This window comes from Paraburkholderia sp. BL17N1, assembly GCF_003634175.1.
Lineage (GTDB): Bacteria > Pseudomonadota > Gammaproteobacteria > Burkholderiales > Burkholderiaceae > Paraburkholderia.
The window spans coordinates 1,095,593-1,116,043 of sequence record NZ_RBIW01000002.1 but is presented as its reverse complement, the minus strand read 5'-3'; the positions used below and the strand labels follow the sequence as shown (position 1 = coordinate 1,116,043).

General features: G+C 62.1%; 18 protein-coding genes and 1 pseudogene. 11 read left to right on the top strand and 8 right to left on the bottom strand.

What is annotated here, in order from left to right; translation table 11 throughout:
• The first annotated feature begins 7 nt into the window (after window positions 1-7).
• Genes B0G82_RS24900 through B0G82_RS24885 form a run of 4 tightly spaced genes read left to right on the top strand, consistent with a single transcriptional unit; the run spans window position 8 to window position 4,260 of the window.
• Window positions 8-1,357, top strand: a complete 1,350-nt coding sequence (locus B0G82_RS24900) for a flippase (protein WP_121310831.1) — start codon at window positions 8-10, stop codon at window positions 1,355-1,357.
• 8 nt (window positions 1,358-1,365) lie between these two features.
• Window positions 1,366-2,181, top strand: a complete 816-nt coding sequence (locus tag B0G82_RS24895) for a glycosyltransferase family 25 protein (protein ID WP_121309383.1) — start codon at window positions 1,366-1,368, stop codon at window positions 2,179-2,181.
• Entirely contained in the window at window positions 2,174-3,457 is a 1,284-nt protein-coding gene (locus B0G82_RS24890) for a hypothetical protein (protein ID WP_121309382.1), read from the top strand. The genes B0G82_RS24895 and B0G82_RS24890 overlap by 8 nt, the downstream gene beginning before the upstream one ends.
• Before the next feature lie 14 nt (window positions 3,458-3,471).
• Complete coding sequence (locus B0G82_RS24885; protein ID WP_241974829.1) at window positions 3,472-4,260, top strand: heparin lyase I family protein; 789 nt, start codon at window positions 3,472-3,474, stop codon at window positions 4,258-4,260.
• A 234-nt stretch (window positions 4,261-4,494) separates the two neighbouring features.
• Here B0G82_RS24885 and B0G82_RS24880 read toward each other — a convergent pair whose 3' ends face one another.
• The 6 genes and pseudogenes from B0G82_RS24880 to B0G82_RS40625 form a co-directional block, all read right to left on the bottom strand.
• A complete protein-coding gene (locus B0G82_RS24880; protein ID WP_241974827.1) occupies window positions 4,495-4,746 on the bottom strand; it encodes a hypothetical protein in 252 nt (83 codons plus the stop codon).
• A 520-nt stretch (window positions 4,747-5,266) separates the two neighbouring features.
• Window positions 5,267-6,535 carry an isoprenylcysteine carboxylmethyltransferase family protein gene (locus B0G82_RS24875; RefSeq protein ID WP_121309379.1) on the bottom strand — a complete coding sequence of 423 codons (1,269 nt, stop codon included), beginning with the start codon at window positions 6,533-6,535 and terminating at the stop codon, window positions 5,267-5,269.
• A 78-nt stretch (window positions 6,536-6,613) separates the two neighbouring features.
• Entirely contained in the window at window positions 6,614-8,458 is a 1,845-nt protein-coding gene (locus B0G82_RS24870; protein WP_121309378.1) for a collagen-like triple helix repeat-containing protein, read from the bottom strand.
• Between the two features lie 283 nt (window positions 8,459-8,741).
• Window positions 8,742-9,902 carry an iron-containing alcohol dehydrogenase gene (locus B0G82_RS24865; RefSeq protein WP_121310829.1) on the bottom strand — a complete coding sequence of 387 codons (1,161 nt, stop codon included), beginning with the start codon at window positions 9,900-9,902 and terminating at the stop codon, window positions 8,742-8,744.
• Window positions 9,902-10,210, bottom strand: coding sequence for a putative quinol monooxygenase (locus B0G82_RS24860; RefSeq protein WP_121309377.1), 309 nt, complete (start codon window positions 10,208-10,210; stop codon window positions 9,902-9,904). The genes B0G82_RS24865 and B0G82_RS24860 overlap by 1 nt, the downstream gene beginning before the upstream one ends.
• 101 nt (window positions 10,211-10,311) lie before the next feature.
• Window positions 10,312-10,407 (bottom strand): annotated as a pseudogene (locus tag B0G82_RS40625) (glycerol-3-phosphate responsive antiterminator); the annotation flags it as partial.
• Between the two features lie 303 nt (window positions 10,408-10,710).
• Between B0G82_RS40625 and B0G82_RS24855 the strand changes: the two are divergent.
• From B0G82_RS24855 to B0G82_RS24825, 7 genes are all read left to right on the top strand, one after another.
• Entirely contained in the window at window positions 10,711-11,382 is a 672-nt protein-coding gene (locus B0G82_RS24855) for an RNA polymerase factor sigma-70 (protein ID WP_116122989.1), read from the top strand.
• A 128-nt stretch (window positions 11,383-11,510) separates the two neighbouring features.
• Window positions 11,511-11,750, top strand: coding sequence for an MbtH family NRPS accessory protein (locus B0G82_RS24850; protein ID WP_121309376.1), 240 nt, complete (start codon window positions 11,511-11,513; stop codon window positions 11,748-11,750).
• An 87-nt stretch (window positions 11,751-11,837) separates the two neighbouring features.
• The gene (locus B0G82_RS24845) at window positions 11,838-12,860 is read left to right on the top strand and encodes a TauD/TfdA family dioxygenase (protein ID WP_121309375.1); all 1,023 of its coding nucleotides are present in this window, start codon (window positions 11,838-11,840) and stop codon (window positions 12,858-12,860) included.
• Entirely contained in the window at window positions 12,857-13,723 is an 867-nt protein-coding gene (locus B0G82_RS24840) for an ABC transporter ATP-binding protein (RefSeq protein WP_121309374.1), read from the top strand. The genes B0G82_RS24845 and B0G82_RS24840 overlap by 4 nt, the downstream gene beginning before the upstream one ends.
• Window positions 13,720-15,828: a Fe(3+)-hydroxamate ABC transporter permease FhuB gene (gene fhuB / locus B0G82_RS24835; protein WP_121309373.1), complete on the top strand. Its 2,109-nt coding sequence runs from the start codon at window positions 13,720-13,722 to the stop codon at window positions 15,826-15,828. The genes B0G82_RS24840 and fhuB overlap by 4 nt, the downstream gene beginning before the upstream one ends.
• Entirely contained in the window at window positions 15,828-16,643 is an 816-nt protein-coding gene (gene fhuF, locus B0G82_RS24830) for a siderophore-iron reductase FhuF (protein ID WP_121309372.1), read from the top strand. Before fhuB ends, fhuF begins: the two co-directional genes overlap by 1 nt.
• A gap of 26 nt (window positions 16,644-16,669) precedes the next feature.
• Window positions 16,670-17,767, top strand: a complete 1,098-nt coding sequence (locus B0G82_RS24825; protein ID WP_121309371.1) for an iron-siderophore ABC transporter substrate-binding protein — start codon at window positions 16,670-16,672, stop codon at window positions 17,765-17,767.
• 118 nt (window positions 17,768-17,885) lie between these two features.
• Here the strand turns inward: B0G82_RS24825 and B0G82_RS24820 are convergent, their stop codons facing one another.
• Window positions 17,886-18,326, bottom strand: a complete 441-nt coding sequence (locus B0G82_RS24820; protein WP_121309370.1) for a YciI family protein — start codon at window positions 18,324-18,326, stop codon at window positions 17,886-17,888.
• A gap of 235 nt (window positions 18,327-18,561) precedes the next feature.
• Window positions 18,562-20,328 carry a cyclic peptide export ABC transporter gene (locus B0G82_RS24815; RefSeq protein WP_121309369.1) on the bottom strand — a complete coding sequence of 589 codons (1,767 nt, stop codon included), beginning with the start codon at window positions 20,326-20,328 and terminating at the stop codon, window positions 18,562-18,564.
• Window positions 20,329-20,451 lie beyond the last annotated feature (123 nt).

The following is a 20,451-nucleotide window of genomic DNA, read 5'->3' as shown; positions in this document are numbered from 1 at the left end:
GGTGATAATGGAAAAGGCGACATTACCGCCGGCGCAGGAGTCTGAGCACGATCGCATCCCTCGCGGTCGCGGATCGGTACGCGCAGCGGCCGGACTCGGCCGGAACTTTGCGGCGATGCTGGCGTGGCAGGTCGGAAATTACCTCGTGCCTCTTGCCACGTTTCCATATCTGACACGCATTCTCGGGCCGTCGCAGTTCGGCGTTGTGAGCTATGTGATCGCGATAACGGTGTATGGCACGGTGTGCACTGAGTGGGGATTCAATCTAAGCGGGCCCCGCATGGTCTCGCAGTGCCGTCAGGACCGGGCCAGGCTGAACGAACTGGTCTGGTCGATCATCGGAGCTAAGGCGAGCCTGTGTGTCATTTCGTCCACCGCTCTGTTCGCGGTTGTTCGTTTTGATCACCACATACAGGGGTTGGGAGCCGCGGTCTGGATCGGCTGGCTGAGCGTCCTGGCAAACGTATTTACTCTTAACTGGCTCCTTCAAGGTCTCGAACGCTTTTCGCTGTTCGCAACGATCGCGCTCGTTGGGCGGTTTGCGACGCTTCCATTGACCTTCTGTGTGGTCACTTCGCCGAGTGACGTCAACGCAGCCGTAGCCGTCCAGTCGGCGGCATCCTTGATCGTCGCAGTGGGTTCAATGTCTGTCGCTTACCAGCAAGGCCTACTCGCGGCTCCGCTATTTTCCTGGCGCACCATTCGCACGCAGCTGGTTGAAAGTACGGATATGTTTATTTCGGCGGCGTCGGTCAGCTTGTTCAGCGCAACCAATGCGGTCATTCTTGGCGGTATTTCTGGGCCGTATCAGGTCGGTCTATACGCGGCGGCTGACAAGCTGAAGACCGTGGGAAACATGGTGCCGGCTCAGATCAATACTGTGCTCTACCCCCGTGTCGCTGCGTTTTTTTCCCAGCAAACAGTGGAAGGGGTGAGGATGGCTGCAATGCTGACGGCCGTGGGCCTTCTCGCGACCGCGGCGACAACGTGTATTGGTTTGATCGTGTGCTTGTCGCTGTCAGACGTTCTCACCCGTATTGCACTCGGCCAAAATTTCGTGGGGGCGGCGCCGATCGTCGACTTGCTTTGCTTGTCGACGATCTTCGGCAATCTGGCCTATTTTCTTGGTTTGCAAGTGCTTGTGCCATTCAATGGATCTGCACGGCGCGCGCGCGCGATGCTCGGAGCAGGCGGGTTCAATGTTCTGTTGGCGTTCCTTCTTACACCACGATTCGGCGCGTACGGCGCAGCGGTGGCGTATCTGACGGCGGAGGTCGCATTGCTTGGCGTATATGTGATGTGGATTGTCCGCTCCACGGAAATGCGCGCTCACTTTATGCAGCTAAAGACATCCTGAGACTGACCATGTTTGATATTTACGTAATTTCACTTCCGGGATCACCGCGCCGCGCTTCGATTGAGAAAGTACTGGCAGATCGTGGGTTGGAATGTCAATTCGAAAACGCGTTCGATGCGCGGAGCCTTGACGGTGATGCGTTTGCTGAGCTTTGCGATCCGATGGAAGCAACGATGCGCTACGGGCGTCCACTCAGTCGCGGCGAAGTGGGATGTTTCTACAGCCATCGATCGCTGTGGCCGAAGATCGCGCGATCCGGGCGTGCAGCAATCATATTGGAAGATGATGCGATGCTGGACGACGCTTTTTTTGAATCAGTGTTGCACACATCGGAGAGTGCTTTATCGGCAAATGCCGACGTTGTTCTGCTCGGACGCTCCAAGCTCGCGCGTCGGCACGCGAAGACAACCTATGTGTACGAGCCGCTGATGCGCGCGAGCCGTGTCGGCAGGTTATGGATTGGCGTACCGTTCAAACAATGGACGAGCGGTTCGGTCGGCTACTGGATCAGTGCCAGTGGTGCTCGCAAGGCGCTTGATCATGCATGCGGACGAATTGGGAGACTTCTCGACGACTGGCCATGGCATCGCGACCATGGCGGTTTGCGCATTGCCGAGTTGCGGCCGTACGTCGTTTGGGAAGCATTCGAGACGATGCCGAGCTCAATTTCATCAAGTCGGGATGTGCTATCAAAGCGCCGGTCTTTCGCCTATGAGATGGCGCTTAAGCCTCTAAGAGTCATACGTACGGGTGGTCGATGGCTAGTAGTGGCGTTGCTTATGGCAACGGCTTCCCGCGAGAAGATGTATCCGCACCATGAATAGCCGCTATTTGCCATACGGGGCGGCTCCGGCCGCAGGTTTTCCGGAGTCGAACACGCGGGTCGCCACGACGCTCGCGTGGACAGTCCTGGTCATTGGTTTAGGGCTTTCTCCGATTGGGGATTTTCTGTCTGTCTATGCAGCAAAGGGCGTGCCGTCTCACGCCGCTGATGCGCGAGTATCGCTATTGTTGAGAGGCGTGACAATTGTCGGTCTTATTGCTTCGCTGACGTATGGGTTTCGATTAACTCAAACTGGACTGTGGCGAGCGATCGCATTTGCATTTGTGCTATGTGCGACGCTCGGTTCCTATGTGTTCGGAGTGTTAACAAGGCACGAGCTTCAGGAACAGGTGATATTTGTACTGAAGGTGTTCAGTTTTTTTGTCTATCCTGCTGCGATGAGCATGCTAAGCGATCGACGCCTGAAGCAAATTGAGTCGGTTGCATTCATATCGCTAATGGTTTACGGCGTTTCGATAGTGATGGGCGCTGCGCTGTCAATTGACATGTTTCTCAGCTACCAGGCAGACACTCACATTCGATCCGGATACAAAGGCATTATTTACGCGCAAAACGAAGCGGCGGCTCTCGTCGTTGTGGCCATTGGGTTCGGCTACCTTCACGCGCTGCTGCGCGGTTGGTCGTGGCGCTCTGTCCTGCTGATCGGATGCATCCTGGCCGCGGCCGCGCTGACCGGCACGAAGGGTGCAATCCTCGGGGCGCTTGCTGGGACGTGCGCGTATTTCTACTCACGCCACAACGCAATCAAGGCAACGTTTTACACGAGCCTGATTCTGCTGGCTCTGACAACAATGGCTGCGTCTGCTTACCTCTTCATACCGAAGGTCAATGCGGCTGTTGATCTAAGTTTGCGTTATTTTCAGCACCAGGGTGGGCGAATCGGCGACGATAAGATTGTGACGCTTCTGCTGTCGGGACGAAACTTAAAGTTCGCCAACGTTTGGGCCGAGGTTCAGAAGGATAACTTCATTGCGTTATTAACTGGCGGGCATCCCGTCGTTCGATACATGGTGGAGATCGACATTCCAGATCTGATACTCGCCTTTGGCTTTCCCATTTTTATAATCTATTTTGTCGCGTTGGCACGGACCTTTGCTTGCGGCGGTTCAGACCGCAAAGCTAGTCGGTTTGGCCGGATATTTTTCTGGATCGTTGTTGCAATGGCGTCGTCGGCAGGTCACGTCTTCGTGTCGGCTGTCGTCGCTCCATACCTCGCGTTGGTTGCGGTTATGTCTCAGCGAAAAAGAGATATATGAATAGGAAGCCGTCCTTGTTCAGAGCGTTGGTGTCGATGCTTGGACTAATCTTTACGCTTTCGCCGGCAGAGGCAGCCGGTCCGTCAGGCCAGGCAGTCCCAAGCAGCAGTACTTATCTTGCGGCTTACTCAATTGTTTCAGGAATTGGATTTGGAGGTTTGCTAATTCAAGCAGGCCAAGCGACCGACGTGGCGTTGGCTAACGACCCCGCTTCCCCGGGCCGGCATGTCATTCGCGTACAAATCCACAAGAACAACGATTTTTTGAAGGTGGCCAACGGCGCACCGCGCAGTGAGTTCACGTTGCCCCGAAATGTTTACATGAGCCCGGGCCAAGAATATCTGATCCGCTGGCAGACATATCTCCCGCGTGATTTCGCATTTGATCGGCAGCAAATGGAAATCATCACGCAGATCCATCAGAGTGAATCAAGCGGGCCGCCGCCGTTCATGCTGACGGTGCTCGGTGAGGACTATACGTTTTCCGTGCGCGGGGGGTTAAATACAGAGCACGGGTCAGGTGGCCGCGTTTGTTGTGCGCGCAGCGATCTCGGCAGGTGGGTTAATTGGACGTTACAGTATGCGCCAGACGCCAGCGGGCGGGAGGCGGTGACGCGCCTCTGGAAAAGCGGGAAGCTTGTGCTCGACGGAAACGGCATGGCGAATGCATATCTTGGCGACCGACGCGCATATCTGAAGTTCGGAATATACAAACCCGGTTGGTTAAAGCAGCTTTCAGACGTCGATGCACTGGAACTCTATTTTGGTGACATGTCCGTTTTCGCGAGGACGGTTCACCGCTAGATGCACAGAGTTGTGCGTGCGCGTATCGCAGTTACTGCGGTATGATACTGATGTACTGCATCGCGCTTAGATGAGCGTATTGCAGATATGGACAATGCCGCGGACGCCGCTGATTCGCAGTCAACGGGAATGGTTGGTTGTGTGGCTATCGCATCTGAGGGCGAGGAAGACGTGACCCCTGTCAGCCTGCCGCGCATTGTCACTCCACTCAAAGAAACACGTAGATGTGCCGCGTCACCGCGGGCTCCATGGCGCTCGAATCTGACCACCAACCCCCATTTTCTTCGCGCCCTTTTCCGCCTCAAACCTATCCAGATCCCCCAGCAAATGCTGGATCTGCGAAGCTTGCATTTCAGTCAACCGGAATTCGCTCTGTATCCGCTGAAGCCGCCTCCGCCAGTAAGCCGGCTGCAACACGGGCTCACCGCGAAACGCGCTCAGCGACGGCACCATCACACGCGCCACGTGCGCGATGTCTTCATCCATTGTCATGCCATAACCCCGATGACCTCACTGTTCATTTAGTAGTGGCCCTATTCGTATGTTGCGGGTGGACTGAATCTATCAGGTTGTGCGTGTCCGATTGCGGCGGCCATCATCCTACAAAGCCGGAATCCCCCGGTCAAGGTTTCCAATTCCCGATGACGCAAGAACGGCCCGACCCAAACGGGCCGTCACGTGGTCTGTTCAATCCGACATGGGCTTGCTGCGCTGCATGATCTGCTGTTTCGTCATCGGTTCCCCGGCAATCGTGTAGTCTCGATCGATGCCGATGGTGATCCGGCTGCAACGATGACCAATGCTGAGAAAGACACGCTAGCCGGGTTGAAAGCCGGCGAATTCGAGCATGGTGTCGGTGATGTGCATCCATGGAAAGGCGACTCGCTTACGGTTTTCTTGCAATGTGTCCGATGACGCTGCTTGCTCAATTGGCGTTAGCCATGAGCAACTCCTGATTGAGCTGGTTGTGGGTATTGGAGCGCAGGCTTTTCTCAGACTTCGCTGCTCAATCAAACACTCGCGATAACCGGGCAAAGACGCCATTCCTTGCAATCCACTCCGCGTATTCCCGGTACTCCGGATCATTCATCAAATGCTTTTCTTCCGTCTTGGCCCGCAAGAAATAAAGCATGTTCACCACCAATAGCGCCGCGCAATGCGTCACCGCTGCTCGCCATCCCAGCGGCTCGATAAACGGCACTGTGACCATCCAGTAAGACAGATTCTTCGCGATATAAGCGGGATGCCTGGTGAACCGATAAGGTCCCGAAGTAATGATCCCGCGATTGGTCAGATTCGAAAACCGCAAACCGAACGAGATGGTCGCCAGCGCATAGCACAGCAGCAATGCAACGATGACCGTACCCCACACGACTCGCACAACCGGCATCGAAATAAGCCAGTTGTCCCAGAACACCGAACCTTCGTAGCGAATGTACTGGTTCGAGATGAGCGACCAGAACGGCTGATAGCAGACCAGCGCGACGAGCCAACCCAACGTCGTCGGCTCTGCGCTGCGCACGTGACTGTCGAGTGTGCGCAATGTGCACAGGTAACCCACAGTGCCGAACATCAGGTCCATCGCGAACGACAGGTCATACATAAACCGGAATGTCGCGAGCGAAAACGGCGCATTCAGCGCGGCCGTCAACGACGCGTTGAGGTGATCCGCATTGGTGGACAGGTAGACGATCATCAGGGGAAGGAAGAATGCCTTCACCATCCATCCCGCCAGCATTTCGCGCACTGGGCGCCAGTTCGCCGGACGCTCGCCGCGAATTAGGAAGCGTGCCCATAGCAGGTACGCGTCGTCGGCTTCGCGCTGATGCCGGTCCATCCACGCGAAGTAGAAAGGCGCCGCGATAAGGACATATGGCGCGAGCGTACCGAGCAGCGACCAGTACGGGTTATAGAAGGCGCCGTGATACTCGGGCAGCAGCCAGTAGAGTGCGCCGATGCCCGCGTACACCGAGGCGAGCGCCGCGAGGCGCAATTCCACGCGCACGATGCTCAGCGGCCGCAACGCATGTCTCGCGAGGCCGGCGCTCGGGCGCAAATAGACGCGCGCGACGAATAGCTCGTGAGCGGCAATGGTCGCGATGATTGCCAGACAGGCAACGGTGCTTCGCGTCGCGCCATCGAGCGAACTGCTGTCGCGCAGCAACCAGAGCGTGAGCAGTCCGACGGCGATCCCGAGCAGGCCGATCGAAAAAGGTGTCGCCGAGCGCGGCCGCGGGTCGTGCACGCGCGCGACGGTATGGAAAGTGGAGTTCATGTCATCCCTCGTCGTCATGACATTGAAGGCGGCCGGGTTATTGATTTTTTGGTGCCCGGCCGCGTGCCTGCGTAACGCTTATTTGCCGGCCGCTGCGACGCCGCCGAGCAGTCCGCCGACCAGGTTCGTCACCGGCGCGAGCGGATTCTTGCTACCGGAGCTGTTGCTGCCCGAGGCGCCGGCCGAGCCGCCAGTCAAACCGCTGATAAGGCCCGTCACCGGATTGCCGGCCGTGCCGCCCGACGAACCCCCGGCGCCGACACCGCCTGTGACGCCCGCCGTCAACGACCCGACCACGTTGACGACAGGCGCCAGCGGACTACCCGTGCCCGACGTCCCGCCAGGCGAACCGAGCTTGCCGAGAAGGCCGGTAAGCGGCGCCAGCAGGCCGGCCGCGCCGCCGGCGCCACCCGTGCCACCCGTGCCACCCGCTGCACCGCCCAGCGATCCAAGGTTGCCGATCAGTCCGGTCAACGGCGGGATGGAGGTGCCGCCCGAGCCACCTGCGCCGCCCAGGCCGCCAATTCCGCCGAGCGGCCCGAGCAGGCCCGTGATCGGCGCGAGCGGATTGGTGGTCGTGCCGGTGAACAGTCCGCCCGTGCTCATCACGGTTTTGCCCAACTGGCTCACGACGCCGCCGACGTCCTTGCCGACCTGATCGCCGGTGGCGCCCGACACTTTGATGCCGGCCACGTTAAGTCCGTTGCCGAGCGTGCCGAGCAGATTGTTGAGCGGCGCGCCGAGACCTGTCGTGTTGCCGAGCGTCTGCGTCGTGTTGGAGACGGTGGTGGTAATCGGGTTGATCGCCGAACTGAACTGCGTTTCGATCTGCTGGACTGGCGCACTGGTGAGCGCGGTATTCAATCCCGAGCCCACTGTGTTGACGCCGCTGCCCACGCCGCCGACGACGCTGCCCAGCGTCGACGTCACCGGGGAAAGCGGTTTCAACGGGCCGCTGCCGAGACTGTTCACCACGCCGCCGAGCGCGGTCACGGCGGCACCGGTATCGGCGACGACACCGGAAGTCGAAGTCAGCGTCGGGCCGAGCGGATTGGCGGTGCTGCCGACCGTGCCGAGGCCCGCGGCGGTGCCGTTGCCCAGCACCTTCACGCCGTTGCCGACATCGGTGATCGCGTTGCCGAGGTTCGAGGTCGTTGCGCCGTTGACGCCGGGCACCGAGGTGCCGGTGATCTTGGTGCCGGTATCGGCGGCTGTCGTGCCGACGGCGGTGATGAGATTGCTGGCCTGAGTGATGATGTTGCCGACCGGGGTGGAAGAGGTGCCCGAAGTCCCGGAGGTGCCCGAAGTACCCGAAGTACCCGAAGTACCCGAAGTACCCGAAGTACCCGAAGTACCCGAAGTACCCGAAGTACCCGAAGTACCCGAAGTACCCGAAGTACCCGAAGTGCCCGAAGTGCCCGAAGTGCCCGAAGTGCCCGAAGTGCCCGAAGTGCCCGAAGTGCCCGAAGTGCCCGAAGTGCCCGAAGTGCCCGAAGTGCCCGAAGTGCCCGAAGTACCCGAAGTACCCGAAGTACCCGAAGTACCCGAAGTACCCGAAGTACCCGAAGTACCCGAAGTACCCGAAGTACCCGAAGTACCCGAAGTGCCCGAAGTGCCCGAAGTGCCCGAAGTACCCGAAGTACCCGAAGTACCCGAAGTACCCGAAGTACCCGAAGTACCCGAAGTCCCCGAAGTCCCCGAAGTCCCCGAAGTCCCCGAAGTACCCGAAGTGCCCGAAGTGCCCGAAGTGCCCGAAGTACCCGAAGTCCCCGAAGTCCCAGAAGTCCCCGCCCCCGACGTGCCGCCCAAACCGCCCCCGCCAAGCCCGGGACTTGGCGTGTTAAGCGTCGATCCGCATCCATACAGCGCGAGTAATGTAGACATCGCCACCGCGATGGCTGTCCGACCAGCAAATTTCTTCATGATGTCCCCGTTGAACGACTATTGACGGGGACACTGCTGCAAGTTACACGCCAAATGCTGGTTATTGCTCGATCATCCGATCAAAGCAAAGGTATATCCAACAAATCAAACAAAATAAGAATTTATCCCGACAGAATCACGATTTTGCGTTTCGACGCAAATCCGTGTTCCGCGAGCGTGCTACGTAACGCGAGAGCGCCCGCCGTAACGATGCGAAGCACGCCGCAATCCATCAAAGCAGCACCTTCGCATCGGGACGGCCGGCCCACGCCGCAAACCCGCATCAAAACGCGGCCGTATAAATCGCCAGCGCATCGGCCTCCGTCACCGGTCGCGGATTATTCACCAGCAACCGCGTCTGCAACATCGCATCGCTCGCCATCCGCTCCAGCCCGCCTTGCTCAATGCCGACGTCGCGCAGACGCGCGGGAATCGCCGTCGCCGCAATCATCTGTTCGAGCCGTTCAATCAGCGCCTGCGTTTTGCTCTCATCACTGCCCGTGACGCCGGGCACGACTACCGCTGCGAGTTCCGCGTACAACGGCGCCGCCGCTTGCGCATTGAACCGCAACACATGCGGCAACACGAGCGCGTTCGAAAGACCATGCGGCACGTGATAAATGCCGCCGATCGGATACGCGAGCGCATGGACCGCGGCGACCGGCGAATTCGCAAACGCCTGGCCCGCGAAGGTGGCGCCGAGCAGCATCGCCTCACGCGCGTCGCGGTTGCCGCCGTTCTCGCAAGCTGGCAGCAGGTTGCGCGACAACAGATCGAGCGCCTTCACCGCAAGCAGGTCGGAAACCGGATTCTTCAGATGCGCGGACGTGTACGCCTCGATGGCATGCACCATCGCATCGACGCCGGTCGCCGCAGTCGCCGCAACGGGCAGGCCAAGCGTGAGCTCGGCGTCGAGAATCGCCAGATCCGCGATCAGTTGCGGCGCGACCACGCCCATCTTCTTCGCTTCGCCCACCGTCACGATCGACACGGCCGTGACTTCGGAACCGGTGCCTGCGGTTGTCGGCATCTGCACAAGCGGCAGACGCGCGACCGTGATCTTGTTGACGCCGTACATCTCGCTGAGCGCCTGCTGTTGCTGCGGTGCGAGCACGGCGATCAGCTTCGCCACATCCATCGACGAACCACCGCCGAGCCCCAGCACGATTTCCGCACCGGCGGTCCGGGCCCGCGATGTCGCTTCGAGCACGATGTGTTCGGGCGGATCGGCGATCACGTCGTCGATCACGGTGGCGTCCCAGCCGTGCGCCGCGAGATCGGCGAGCGCCGGATTCAACAACCCGCTCCTGTGCAGAAAGCCATCGGTGACGACGCACACACGCGACAGCGCCGGAAATTGCGCGCGCAACAAAGCGCCGAGGCGGCGCGCGGCACCGAACTCGACGACGAGCGTCGGCACCGTTTGAAACCGGAACGGGTTCATCATGGCGCGTCTCCAGACACTAAATGGCTCTCGACTTCGCGCCGGTCGAGCAGGGGAATGATGGTGCCGAAACCGAGCCGCTGGAAATGCTCGGTTTCGCGATGATCGGCGAGCCCGTCGGCGTCGCTGTACTTCTCGAGAATCACGAAGTGGTCCGGCTCCAGCGGCGAGCGGAAGAATTCGTAGTAAAGGTTCTTGGGCTCTTTCCGGGTTGCGGCGGCGAGTTCCGCAAGCGGCTTCACGATCGCGTCGCCGTTGCCAGGCTTGGCGAAAAAATGCGCGATCACCTGCAGGTAAGCATGGGCCATCAGTCACTCCAACGGGCTGAGTACATGAACGTTTTCAACGTTCAGGATCCGGATTTCACTACTCGCTGTCGCGGGGTCGAGACCGCGACAGCGCCGTCCTTCATGGGCGCAGACATCAGTTGTACCAGATTCGGAGCGGCTTGCTCCAGTGTGTCGACGCTGCGGGCAAATGTGGGGCGTTCCGTCGCGAAGACTTCGATGCATGCCGGGCGTCCCACGCGTGGGAGGGCAAGAGAGCCCCACGCGATGGCTGGGGACCAGCCCACGTGTTTCCGCTATTGCGCGGCTATCTCGATCCACGCGCTTCGTCGCCAATGATACGGATGCCTACATAATTTCACGCCTGCTAGCCGAGCCAGAAAACGGCCGATGACCGTTATGCATCTGGAATGCATCAGACAAAGCTATTGAAAATTGTAAGGTTATTCTAAATCTTGATTGAGAATGATTCGCGTTTACGTTAGATTGGCGCTCCATCCTTGAGACAGCGGAGCGAATCTATGGCTGAGGTGCTCGTTCGGCGAGAGCCTTCAACAGCGATGCCGATATCGGTTCTCAACGCCGCAGGCGCCTGTCCACCGGTTTCGCGGCGCCCGCGCAATCACGCGCGCGCGGTCGATTGGAAGAAGGGCACGCTGCTCGACGTGCTGATCGACAACCGGCCGATGCTCGTCAATCTGGCGCGCGGCTTCGTGGGTTGCGCGAGTCTCGCGGAAGATGTGGTGCACGACGTCTTCATCAAACTGGTCGACTTTCCCGACCAGGACGCCGTGCGTCAGCCAGTCGCCTACGTCACGCGCATGGTGCGCAATGCGTCGATCGACGCCTTCCGCCGCCAGAGCCTCGAAAACACCTATCACGCCGACGAAGACGACGGCCTGCACGTGCCATCGCCGGAACCTTCGCCGGAGGCGGCGCTGCTCGTGCGCGACACGCTGCGGCACGTCTACAACGCGCTGGAGCAACTGCCGCCGCGCAGCCGCGCCGCCTTCGAAATGGTGCGCCTGCGCGAGGAAACGCTGCAAAACACCGCGCGCGCTCTCGACGTCTCGCAGACGCTGGTGCATTTCATGGTGCGGGACGCCGAGAAGCATTGCGCCGATTGCCTCGACGCCTGCAATCGCGGCGTGGCCGGCCCCGCGTTCTGCAGCGGCCGCGCGCGCCGCCGGTAAAAAAGCGCGCGCATCAAACGTCAACTGATTAGAAGCAGTGCGTGAGCGAATGCCCGCGCCGCGGTGCCGGGACATGCCAGTGGGCGGTCCGGGCGCTTCCTGACCTTTCATCGACTGAGCCTTTCATCATGACGCAAGCACAGCAGACTTCCAGCGCCACAGCCGGCGAGGCGGACGACCTCGTCTACACCGTCGTCATCAACGACGAAGAGCAGTACTCGATCTGGCCGACTTTCCGCGACGTGCCGGCCGGCTGGCGCGAAGTGGGCGTGCGTGGCCAGAAAGCCGAATGCCTCGCGCACATCGAGACTGTGTGGACCGACATGCGTCCAGCCAGCTTGCGCAGACACATGGACGCAACGGCCTGAAGAACGTGACGGCCTAAAGCACGCGCAGTGCCATCGAGCGGATCGGCTGTGTGCCAACCGCGCCGCTTCAGCAAAAGGATTCAGAGTATGACCATGCTTTCCATGCCGCTGCCCACGCTCGCCGATTTATCGATCGAGCCGGGCTTGCCGACTGTCGTCTCGCCGCGCGCCGGCACCGAGATGTCTTTGGAGGAAGCGGCGCCGCTTCTGCGTTCGATCGTCGACGACACGCTCGAGCGCGCGGGCGGCGTGCTGTTCACGGGTTTTCGCGTGGCCTCGATCGACGCGTTTCAAAGTTTCGCGGGCTCGTTCGGGCATCCGCTGATCGGTTATGAGTTCGCTTCGACGCCGCGCAGCCAGGTGGAAGGCGCGGTATATACCTCGACGGAGTATCCGCCGCATCGCTCGATTCCTTTGCATAACGAGCAGTCGTACACGCGCGAATGGCCGCTGCGTATCTGGTTCCATTGCGCGCTCGCCGCGCGCAGCGGTGGCGCGACGCCGATCGCCGATAGCCGCGCGATCTATCGTGCACTCGACCCGGCGCTGGTCGAGCGCTTTGCGAAGCGTGAACTGCTCTACGTGCGCAACTTCGGGCAAGGGCTCGATCTGCCGTGGGAGCAGGCGTTCGGTTCGGACGACCCGCGCACCGTCGAGCAGATTTGCCGCGCGCGCGGCATCGAATGCGAATGGCGCGACAGCGAAGACGGCGAACTGCTGCTGCGAACGCGCGAGCGTTGCCAGGCAGTAGCGCGCCATCCGCACACCGGCGAGCGTGTCTGGTTCAATCAGGCGAATCTGTTCCATCTTTCGTCGCTTGACGAAGACATGCAGGAGGCGCTGATCGATTCCGTCGGCCTCGAAAACATACCGCGCAACGTCTATTACGGCGACGGCGAACCGCTCGAAGCCGAGGCGCTCGCGGAAATTCGCGGCGTGCTCGATCAGCAACGGATCGTGTTCCCGTGGCTAACCGGCGACGTGTTGATGCTCGACAACATGCTGACGGCGCACGCACGCGATCCGTTCGAAGGCCCGCGCAAAGTCGTGGTCGCGATGGCTCGAAGCTACAGCGAAGCCGAAGGCGAAAAGCGGACGGCCGCGCAATGACAAAATCGCAGGGCGCGGCGCTTGCAGCGCATTCGCTGACGGTCGGCTACCGCGATCACGTCGTGCTCCACGGTCTGAATCTGAACATCGCGGCCGGCCGCGTCACGGCGTTGTGCGGACCGAACGGCTGCGGCAAAAGCACGCTGCTGCGCACGCTTGCCGGCTTGCAACCGGCGCTGTCCGGCAGCGTCGAAGTGAACGGTGTGCCGCTCGCTTCGCACCGGCGCCGCGCGCTGGCGCGCACGCTCACCATGCTCGCGCAGTTCAACCAGATCCCCTCCGGCCTCACCGTGCGCGAGTTGGTCGCGTATGGCCGTTACGCGCACGGCGGCTGGCTGCGCGGATTCTCGCGCACCGACCACGCGGCGATCGACGAAGCGCTCGTGACCAGCGGTCTCGCCGACGACGCCGCGCGCGATGTCGCCGCGCTCTCGGGCGGCGAACGGCAACGCGCGTGGATCGCAATGGCGCTCGCGCAACAGGCGCCGATCGTGCTGCTCGACGAACCGACCACGTATCTCGACATCCATCATCAACTGGATATTCTGCGTGAACTGCGGCGCCTGAATCGCGAGCGCGGCCTGACGATCGTGTGGGTGCTGCACGACCTGAATCAGGCGGCGGCCTACAGCGACGAAATCGTGTTGATGCGCGCCGGCCGCATCGTCGCACAAGGCTCACCTGATGCGATGCTCGACCCGCGTCATCTGAACGAGACCTTTGGCGTGCCGATGCTCAAGATCGCCCACCCGCAAACGGGCGCGCCGATGTGCGTACCGGCGTATGAAGGCGACTTCATGGACAACCACGCCGACGCCGCCTCCGTCCGCGAGGAAACGATGAGCAAGGACGTCGCCGCATGACGACGCTTGCCGCACGCAAACGCCTGCGCCATAGCACGCCAGCGATGGACAGCTATCGCGCGCCTGTCAAAAGCCGCGTCACGACAATCGGCGCAGCACTCGTCGCGTTGATCGTCATCGTGGCGGTGATGCGGCTTGTGCCCGGTTTCCGCACATGGCTGGCCGCGCCCGCGGGCAGCGATGCCGCGCAACTTGCCGGCATTCTGCTGTTCGACCTGAGCGTGCCGCGCATTCTGGCGGCCCTCGTGGCGGGCGGCTGCCTCGCGGTGGCCGGCACCTTGTTTCAATCGCTCACGCGCAATCCCTTGGCTTCGCCGGATCTGCTCGGCATCACCGGCGGCGCGCAACTCGGCTTGCTTGCCGCGATGCTGGTGCCGTCGCTCGCGGGCGTGGCGTCCGTGCCGCTGCTGTTCGTGTGTGGTCTCGGCGCGGCCGCGTGCGTGGCCGCGGCGGCCGGCGGCTGGCGCGCCACGCCGTTGCGGCTCGTGCTCGCCGGCAGCGTCTGCATGCTGCTGTTCTCCGCACTGACTACGCTGATTCTCGCGTTCTTCGAGCAGAGCATCGTCGGCGTGTCGTTGTGGGCGAGCGGCAGTCTTTATCAACCCGGCGCGGCGGGGCTCAAGATCGCCGCGTCCTGGCTCGTGCTGCCGCTGATCGCGTTGCCCTTCGTGATTCGTCCACTCGATCCGCTCGCCCTGGGTGACGACGCCGCAGCGGCAGCCGGCGTTCGCGTGGATGCCACCCGGCTCGCGGCGATGGTGGTCGCGGTGGGCTTCGCGAGCGTCGCGGTCAGCGTTGCCGGACCGCTGTCGTATGTCGGCCTGATCGCGCCGAACCTGCTGCGTCAAATGCGTGGCGCGAAAGCGTCGCGGCTGGCCGCGCTCGTGCCCTTGTCGGCGCTGGTCGGCGGCGCGCTGGTGCTCGTCACCGATAGCGCCGTGCAGGCGCTCGATCTCGACGCGACGCTTTCGACCGGTGTGGCGATTGCCTTCGTCGGCACACCGTTGATGCTCGCGATGATCCGCAGCGGCGCCGCGTGGTCGGGCGCGTTGCACGCTGGTCAGGAGCGCGCGGTCGCGCGAGCGGGCACACGCTTCGTGCGCGCGATCGATGCGTGGCCGTGGCCGCTGACAGCATGCCTGTTGGTGCTGCTCGGCGTCGTGCTCGTCTGTGCGGGCGCATCGTTCGGTCCCACGACGATCGGTGTGCAGCGCTGGCTCGCAGCGTTCGATCACCGCGACGAACTCGCGTGGATGTTGCTCGACCTGCGCTTGCCGCGCCTCATCTGCGCATTGCTCGCGGGCGCGCTGCTCGCCGCGAGCGGGGTGCTGATGCAAAGCATTGTGCGCAATCCGCTTGCCGGACCGGAGGTTCTCGGCGTGACACAGGGCGCGGGCCTCGCGACGCTCGCCGCGCTCGTGATGTGGCCGCTTGCCGCCCATTCGACGCTGGCCGCCGCTTCGCTCGCGGGTGGCGGCGTCACGCTGGCCCTGACGCTGCTGCTGAATCGCCGGCATCGCTATGCGCCGCTCGCGGTCGCGCTGACGGGCATCGTCATCGGCACGCTGTGGACGACGCTGTCGCAATGGCTCATCACGCAGCAAAGCGTGCAGCCCGCGCGCTTCGTCGTGTGGCTGGTGGGCGGCACGTACGGGCGCAGTTGGGGCGAAGTGACGACGTTGCTGCCATGGTGCGTGCTGGCCGTGCCGGTGTTCGCGCTGCTCGCGCGGCCGCTCGATCTGCTTGCCTTGGGCGACGACCAGGCCGCCTCGCTGGGCTTGCCGATCGACGTGCTGCGTCCGCTGGTGCTGACCGTGGCGATGCTTGCCACGTGCGCCGCCGTGGCCGCGGTGGGACCGGTGGGCTTTATCGGCTTGATGGCGCCGCATCTGGCGTCCATGCTCGGCGCGCGGGCTCATCGCACGCGCTTGTGGCTCGCGGCGGCGTGCGGGGCGCTGGTGCTGGTCGTGGCCGATATCGCGGCGCGCACGCTGCTGGCGCCGCGCGAAATTCCCGCCGGCTTGCTGACCGCGTTGATCGGCGCGCCTTATCTGCTTGCGCTGCTGATTGTGGAGGCTAGGCGCGAGAAGCGGGGCAAACGGTGATGCGGCAACGCGACGACGATGAGCGCGCGCAGTGCTTCGCGCAGTTTGCGCCGGAGTCGATCGCGCATTATCTCGAGCATGTGTGGCTCGGCACGCCGAACGCGATCGAGGAAGCCGCACTCGCCGGCGACGCAACCGCGTCGCTGAGCGTGATTCGCGTCAGCGAGTTGGCCGGGTATCGCGCCGAATTGCTCGATGCAATGGTCACGCTCTACGGCGGCGAGCGCGAAACGCATGCTCGTGCGTTGTTGTCGCAATGGACCAAGTACTACTTCGGTTTTACGGCGACGGCAGGATTCGTTGCGGCAGCGTTGCTGCGCCGGCCGCTTGCGATGTCGCCTGACAAAACGCATGTCGTGCTGCGCGACGGTCTACCCATCGCCGCGTTTTTCGCGCCCGACGCATTGCAGCCGGTTGAGTGCGATCCGGCGCGCCGTTTTGCGCCGCTGGTCGATCATCTGGATTCGGTGATCGAGACGCTGTGCGCAATGACAAAAATTGCGCCGCGCGTGTTGTGGAGCAACGCCGGCAATCTGCTGGACTACCTGTTCGAACAATGCGCGCCGCAATTCGATCTGACGGGCGACATCGCGTGGCTCTTCGGTCCGATCGCTGCCGATGGCGCGACCAATCCGCTGCGTCTGCCTGTGCGCCCGGCAAAACCGCGCGCCGCGAGTTTGCCGAATCCGTTCAGCGCACGGCGCGTGTGCTGCGTACGTTATGAAATTCCTGGAGAGACGCAATTGTGTGGACGCTGCCCCTTGCTATTGACGATGAGCGATGCGGAAATCGCATTGCAGGCCGCTTCGCATTGACAGTGATTAAGCTAACGACGCCCTCAATGCCACGGTCGCGCCGCGAAAAGAAAGCTCGGCGTTTCAGGCAGCTTTGCACGCATGCGGTGATGGCGGCCACGCTGTTTTCCAACGCGTATGCATTTGCACAAGGTAGCAGCGGCGCAGCGGCCGCTGCAGGCACAAGCAGCCCGACTCACCCAAACACCGCACAAGCGCAGCAGCAAACCTGCAAGCCGCTCGCCGACAACCCGATCGTCTCGCAAGCGAGCCCGTCGTTGCCCACACGGCCGAAGCGCATCGTCGTCCTCGAATTCATGTTCGCCGAAGACCTCGCAGCCGTCGGCATCACGCCGGTCGGTATGGCCGATCCCGAGTATTACCCGGTGTGGATCGGTTACGACAATGCGCGTCTTGCGTCGGTGCCCGATATCGGCACGCGTCAGGAGCCGAGTCTCGAGGCGATTGCGGCGGTCAAGCCCGATCTGATCCTCGGCGTCGGATTGCGTCATGCGCCGATTTTTGTTGCGTTAGAGCGCATTGCGCCGACCGTGCTGTTCAAATACGGTCCGAACTTTACCGAAGACGGCTCCCGCGTCACGCAACTCGATTGGGGCCGCAAGATTCTGCGCACCATCGGCTGTCTGACAGGACGCGAGGAGGCGGCGCGCGCCGTCGAAGCCAGGGTCGACGCAGGATTCGCCCGCGACGCGCAGCGCCTCGCCGAAGCGGGCCGTCGCGGCGAACAGGTAGCGTGGTTGCAGGAGCTGGGCTTGCCGGACCGCTACTGGGCGTTCACCGGCAACAGCACGGCAGCGGGTGTCGCGCATGCGCTCGGGCTCAATTTGTGGCCCGCTGAGGCGACGCGCGAAGGCACCGCGTACGTGAGTTCGGAAGATCTGTTGAAGAAGCCGAAGCTGACCGTGCTGTTCGTCAGTGCGACTGAAACGGATGTCCCGCTCGCCACCAAACTCGATTCGCCGATCTGGCGTTTCGTGCCGGCTCGCAGCGCGGGACGCGTCGGGCTTGTCGAGCGGAATATCTGGGGTTTTGGCGGACCGATGTCGGCGCTGCGGCTCGCCGATACGATGACAGATACGTTGCTGTCGTTGCCGGCGCCGGGTGTCAGGAAGCAGGAGCGCTAATTCGACGACGAGCCGGTTCGTGCAGAGGCCAGGCGTGGGAATCCAGCCAGCCTCCAACACGATCCTGTCACTCCGTCCGGTAGTCGGTCCGCAATCCAATCGGCTCGGACACGAATCATCAACGGCGTTGTGTACCTTGATTGGATTCGATCTGCTGTCGCAGCCGCGCCTCGCTTTCCTGGAGTTCGGGCTTGAACGCTTCTCCAAAGTCGGCGGCCTCGTAGAAGGGACGAATTTCGATTTCCGAGTCGCTCGGCATCGGGTTCGGGCACCGGCGCACCCATTCGATTGCTTCTTCCATGGACCGCACTTGCCAGATCCAGAAGCCGGCAACCAACTCCTTGGTTTCGGCGAACGGACCGTCGACGACGCTTCGATCCTTGCCGGAAAACTTCACCCGCACGCCCTTCGAACTGGGCTTCAGACCGTCGCAATCGACGAGGATGCCGGCCTTGACCAGTTCATCGTTGAATCGGCCCATCGCCGCGAAATCTTCCTTTCTGGGCAGTTGACCCGTTTCGGATTCGGGGGTTGCCTTGACCATGACCATCACGCGCATTTTGTTTCTCCTGTCAGAAAGGTCGGCCACCTGTTTCGTCGGAAGACATGCATTCGGTGACTTCAACACTACGACGATCGAATGCGCAAGGATTCGACAGGCCAATGCAATGAAGATATAAAAAATGCGTGGAGCAAGCCGCGAAGGCGGGCGATGCGTCCCTATTCGTTACGCGAGATGCGTAAGCCCGCTGGGCGCCGGACCACCAGCGCCCAACGAGCCATCCTTCAGATCATCACCCCATCGTACCGTTGGCCACCGCCGGGTTTTGCACCGCTTGTGCCGAACCATGCGTCTCGCTGACGATACTGCCGTTCTCCAGCTTCAACACACGGTCCGCGAGATGGAAGTAGCGGTCATCGTGGCTGATCACCAGCACGGTCTTGCCGCGCGAGCGCAACTCCGGCAGCAGTTGCTCGTAGAACACCGCTTTGAACTGCGGGTCCTGATCGGCCGCCCATTCGTCGAACAGATAGAAGGGCCGGTCTTCCAGATACGCGACCACCAGCGCGAGGCGTTTGCGCTGACCGGTAGAGAGCGCACGCGTGGAGAACGCGCCGTTCACGACCTGCACCTTGTGATCGAGCGCGAGCTTCGCGACCAGCGCATTGGCGCGGGCATCCGCCTGCGCGCGTGAGGCATCGTTCGGTTCGACGATGCCAAGCAGCGCGTCGAACAGATGGAAATCGTTGAACACAGCGGTAAAGCGCTGACGATACGCGGCGCGCTCAGCAAAGCCGACCCGCTTGCCGTCCAGTTCGATCGTGCCGTCTTCTGGTTCATAGAGACCGGTCAGCACTTTCGCGAGCGTCGTCTTGCCACTGCCGTTGCCGCCGACGATGAACACCAGCTCACCCGGCCTGAAGGTCAGATTGACCGGCCCGACCCGGAACATCCGCTCGTCGCGCTCATGAAAGTACGAGTGCGTGACGTTGCTGAGCGTGAGCGTGCGATACGGTGCGTGCGAAGCATTTTCGTCGGGCGGTGGCGAGGTGCGCAGCGCGCCGAATTCGCCCATCACCTTCTCGATACGATCGAGCGAGACGCGCGCGGCATTCAGTGTCGGCACGTTGTTGAGCAGGCCGTCCAGCGGCAGCAGCATGAACAGGAACACCACCACGTAGCCAGATGCCGACGGCGCATCGGCGTGCACGCCGAGTGCCGGCCAGAATGCCGCGACACCCAGGAACACATAGAACAGGAACACGATCCAGCCGACGCCGACCGCATACGCGCTGAACGCGCGACGCCGGTGATCTCGCACTTCGTCGATGGCCGAGCCGAGCTGGCCGTCCACGAATTGACGCGAACGCGCCTGATGCAGCTTCAGTTCCTTCGCGCCGGTGAAGAGCGCGCCGAGATAGCCGAACAGTTTGTCCTGCGAGCGGCCCGCGGCTTCGAGCGAAGCGATCGCGCGCTTGTCGCCGGCGTGATAGCCGAAGGAGCCGACCAGGATCGCGGCGACCGCGAGCAGACAAACCGGCCACGACAGCCACGCCAGATAACCGAGGCAGCCGAACACGATCGAGCCGTGCATCACCAGATTCGGCAATGCGAAGAACAGCATCGACACGTTGGTGGCGTCGTCGGTCAGCACGGACTGCACGGGCGCCGCGCCGATCCGTTCGACATCGCGCAGCTCGGCCTCCGCGACGCGCCGCGCGACGTGCTCACGCAACTGCGCCATCGTGTCTTGTGAGAGGCGCGCGAACAGCACGCCGGTGATCACGCGCGTGACGAGCGCGACGACCGCGCACACCGCGAAACGCATGGCGAGCGACATATCGGCGGCGCCTGTTTGCGACAGTGCGCGGCTCAAGGTCGCCACGAGCAGCACGCTCGCGATGCCATTCAGCACGCAGGCGGTCAGCGCGATCGCGAAGGCACCGCGAGAGCGTTTGAGCAGCGCCACGATCAGGCGCATGGCGGGCTTGCCCGCGGAGTGGGAGGGAGGTGAAGCAGACGAGGGTGGCGCGTCGTAGCGCTCGTTGGCAGCGGTCATCGGCAATGTGTCGCAGTGGGTCGCAATGGATCGGTGAAGGGCGGCGCATGCGGGCATGCGGCCATCCAGCGGGGCGCAAAGACACGCCCCTCGCCTGATAGACGAATGGGCGAAGCAAACATT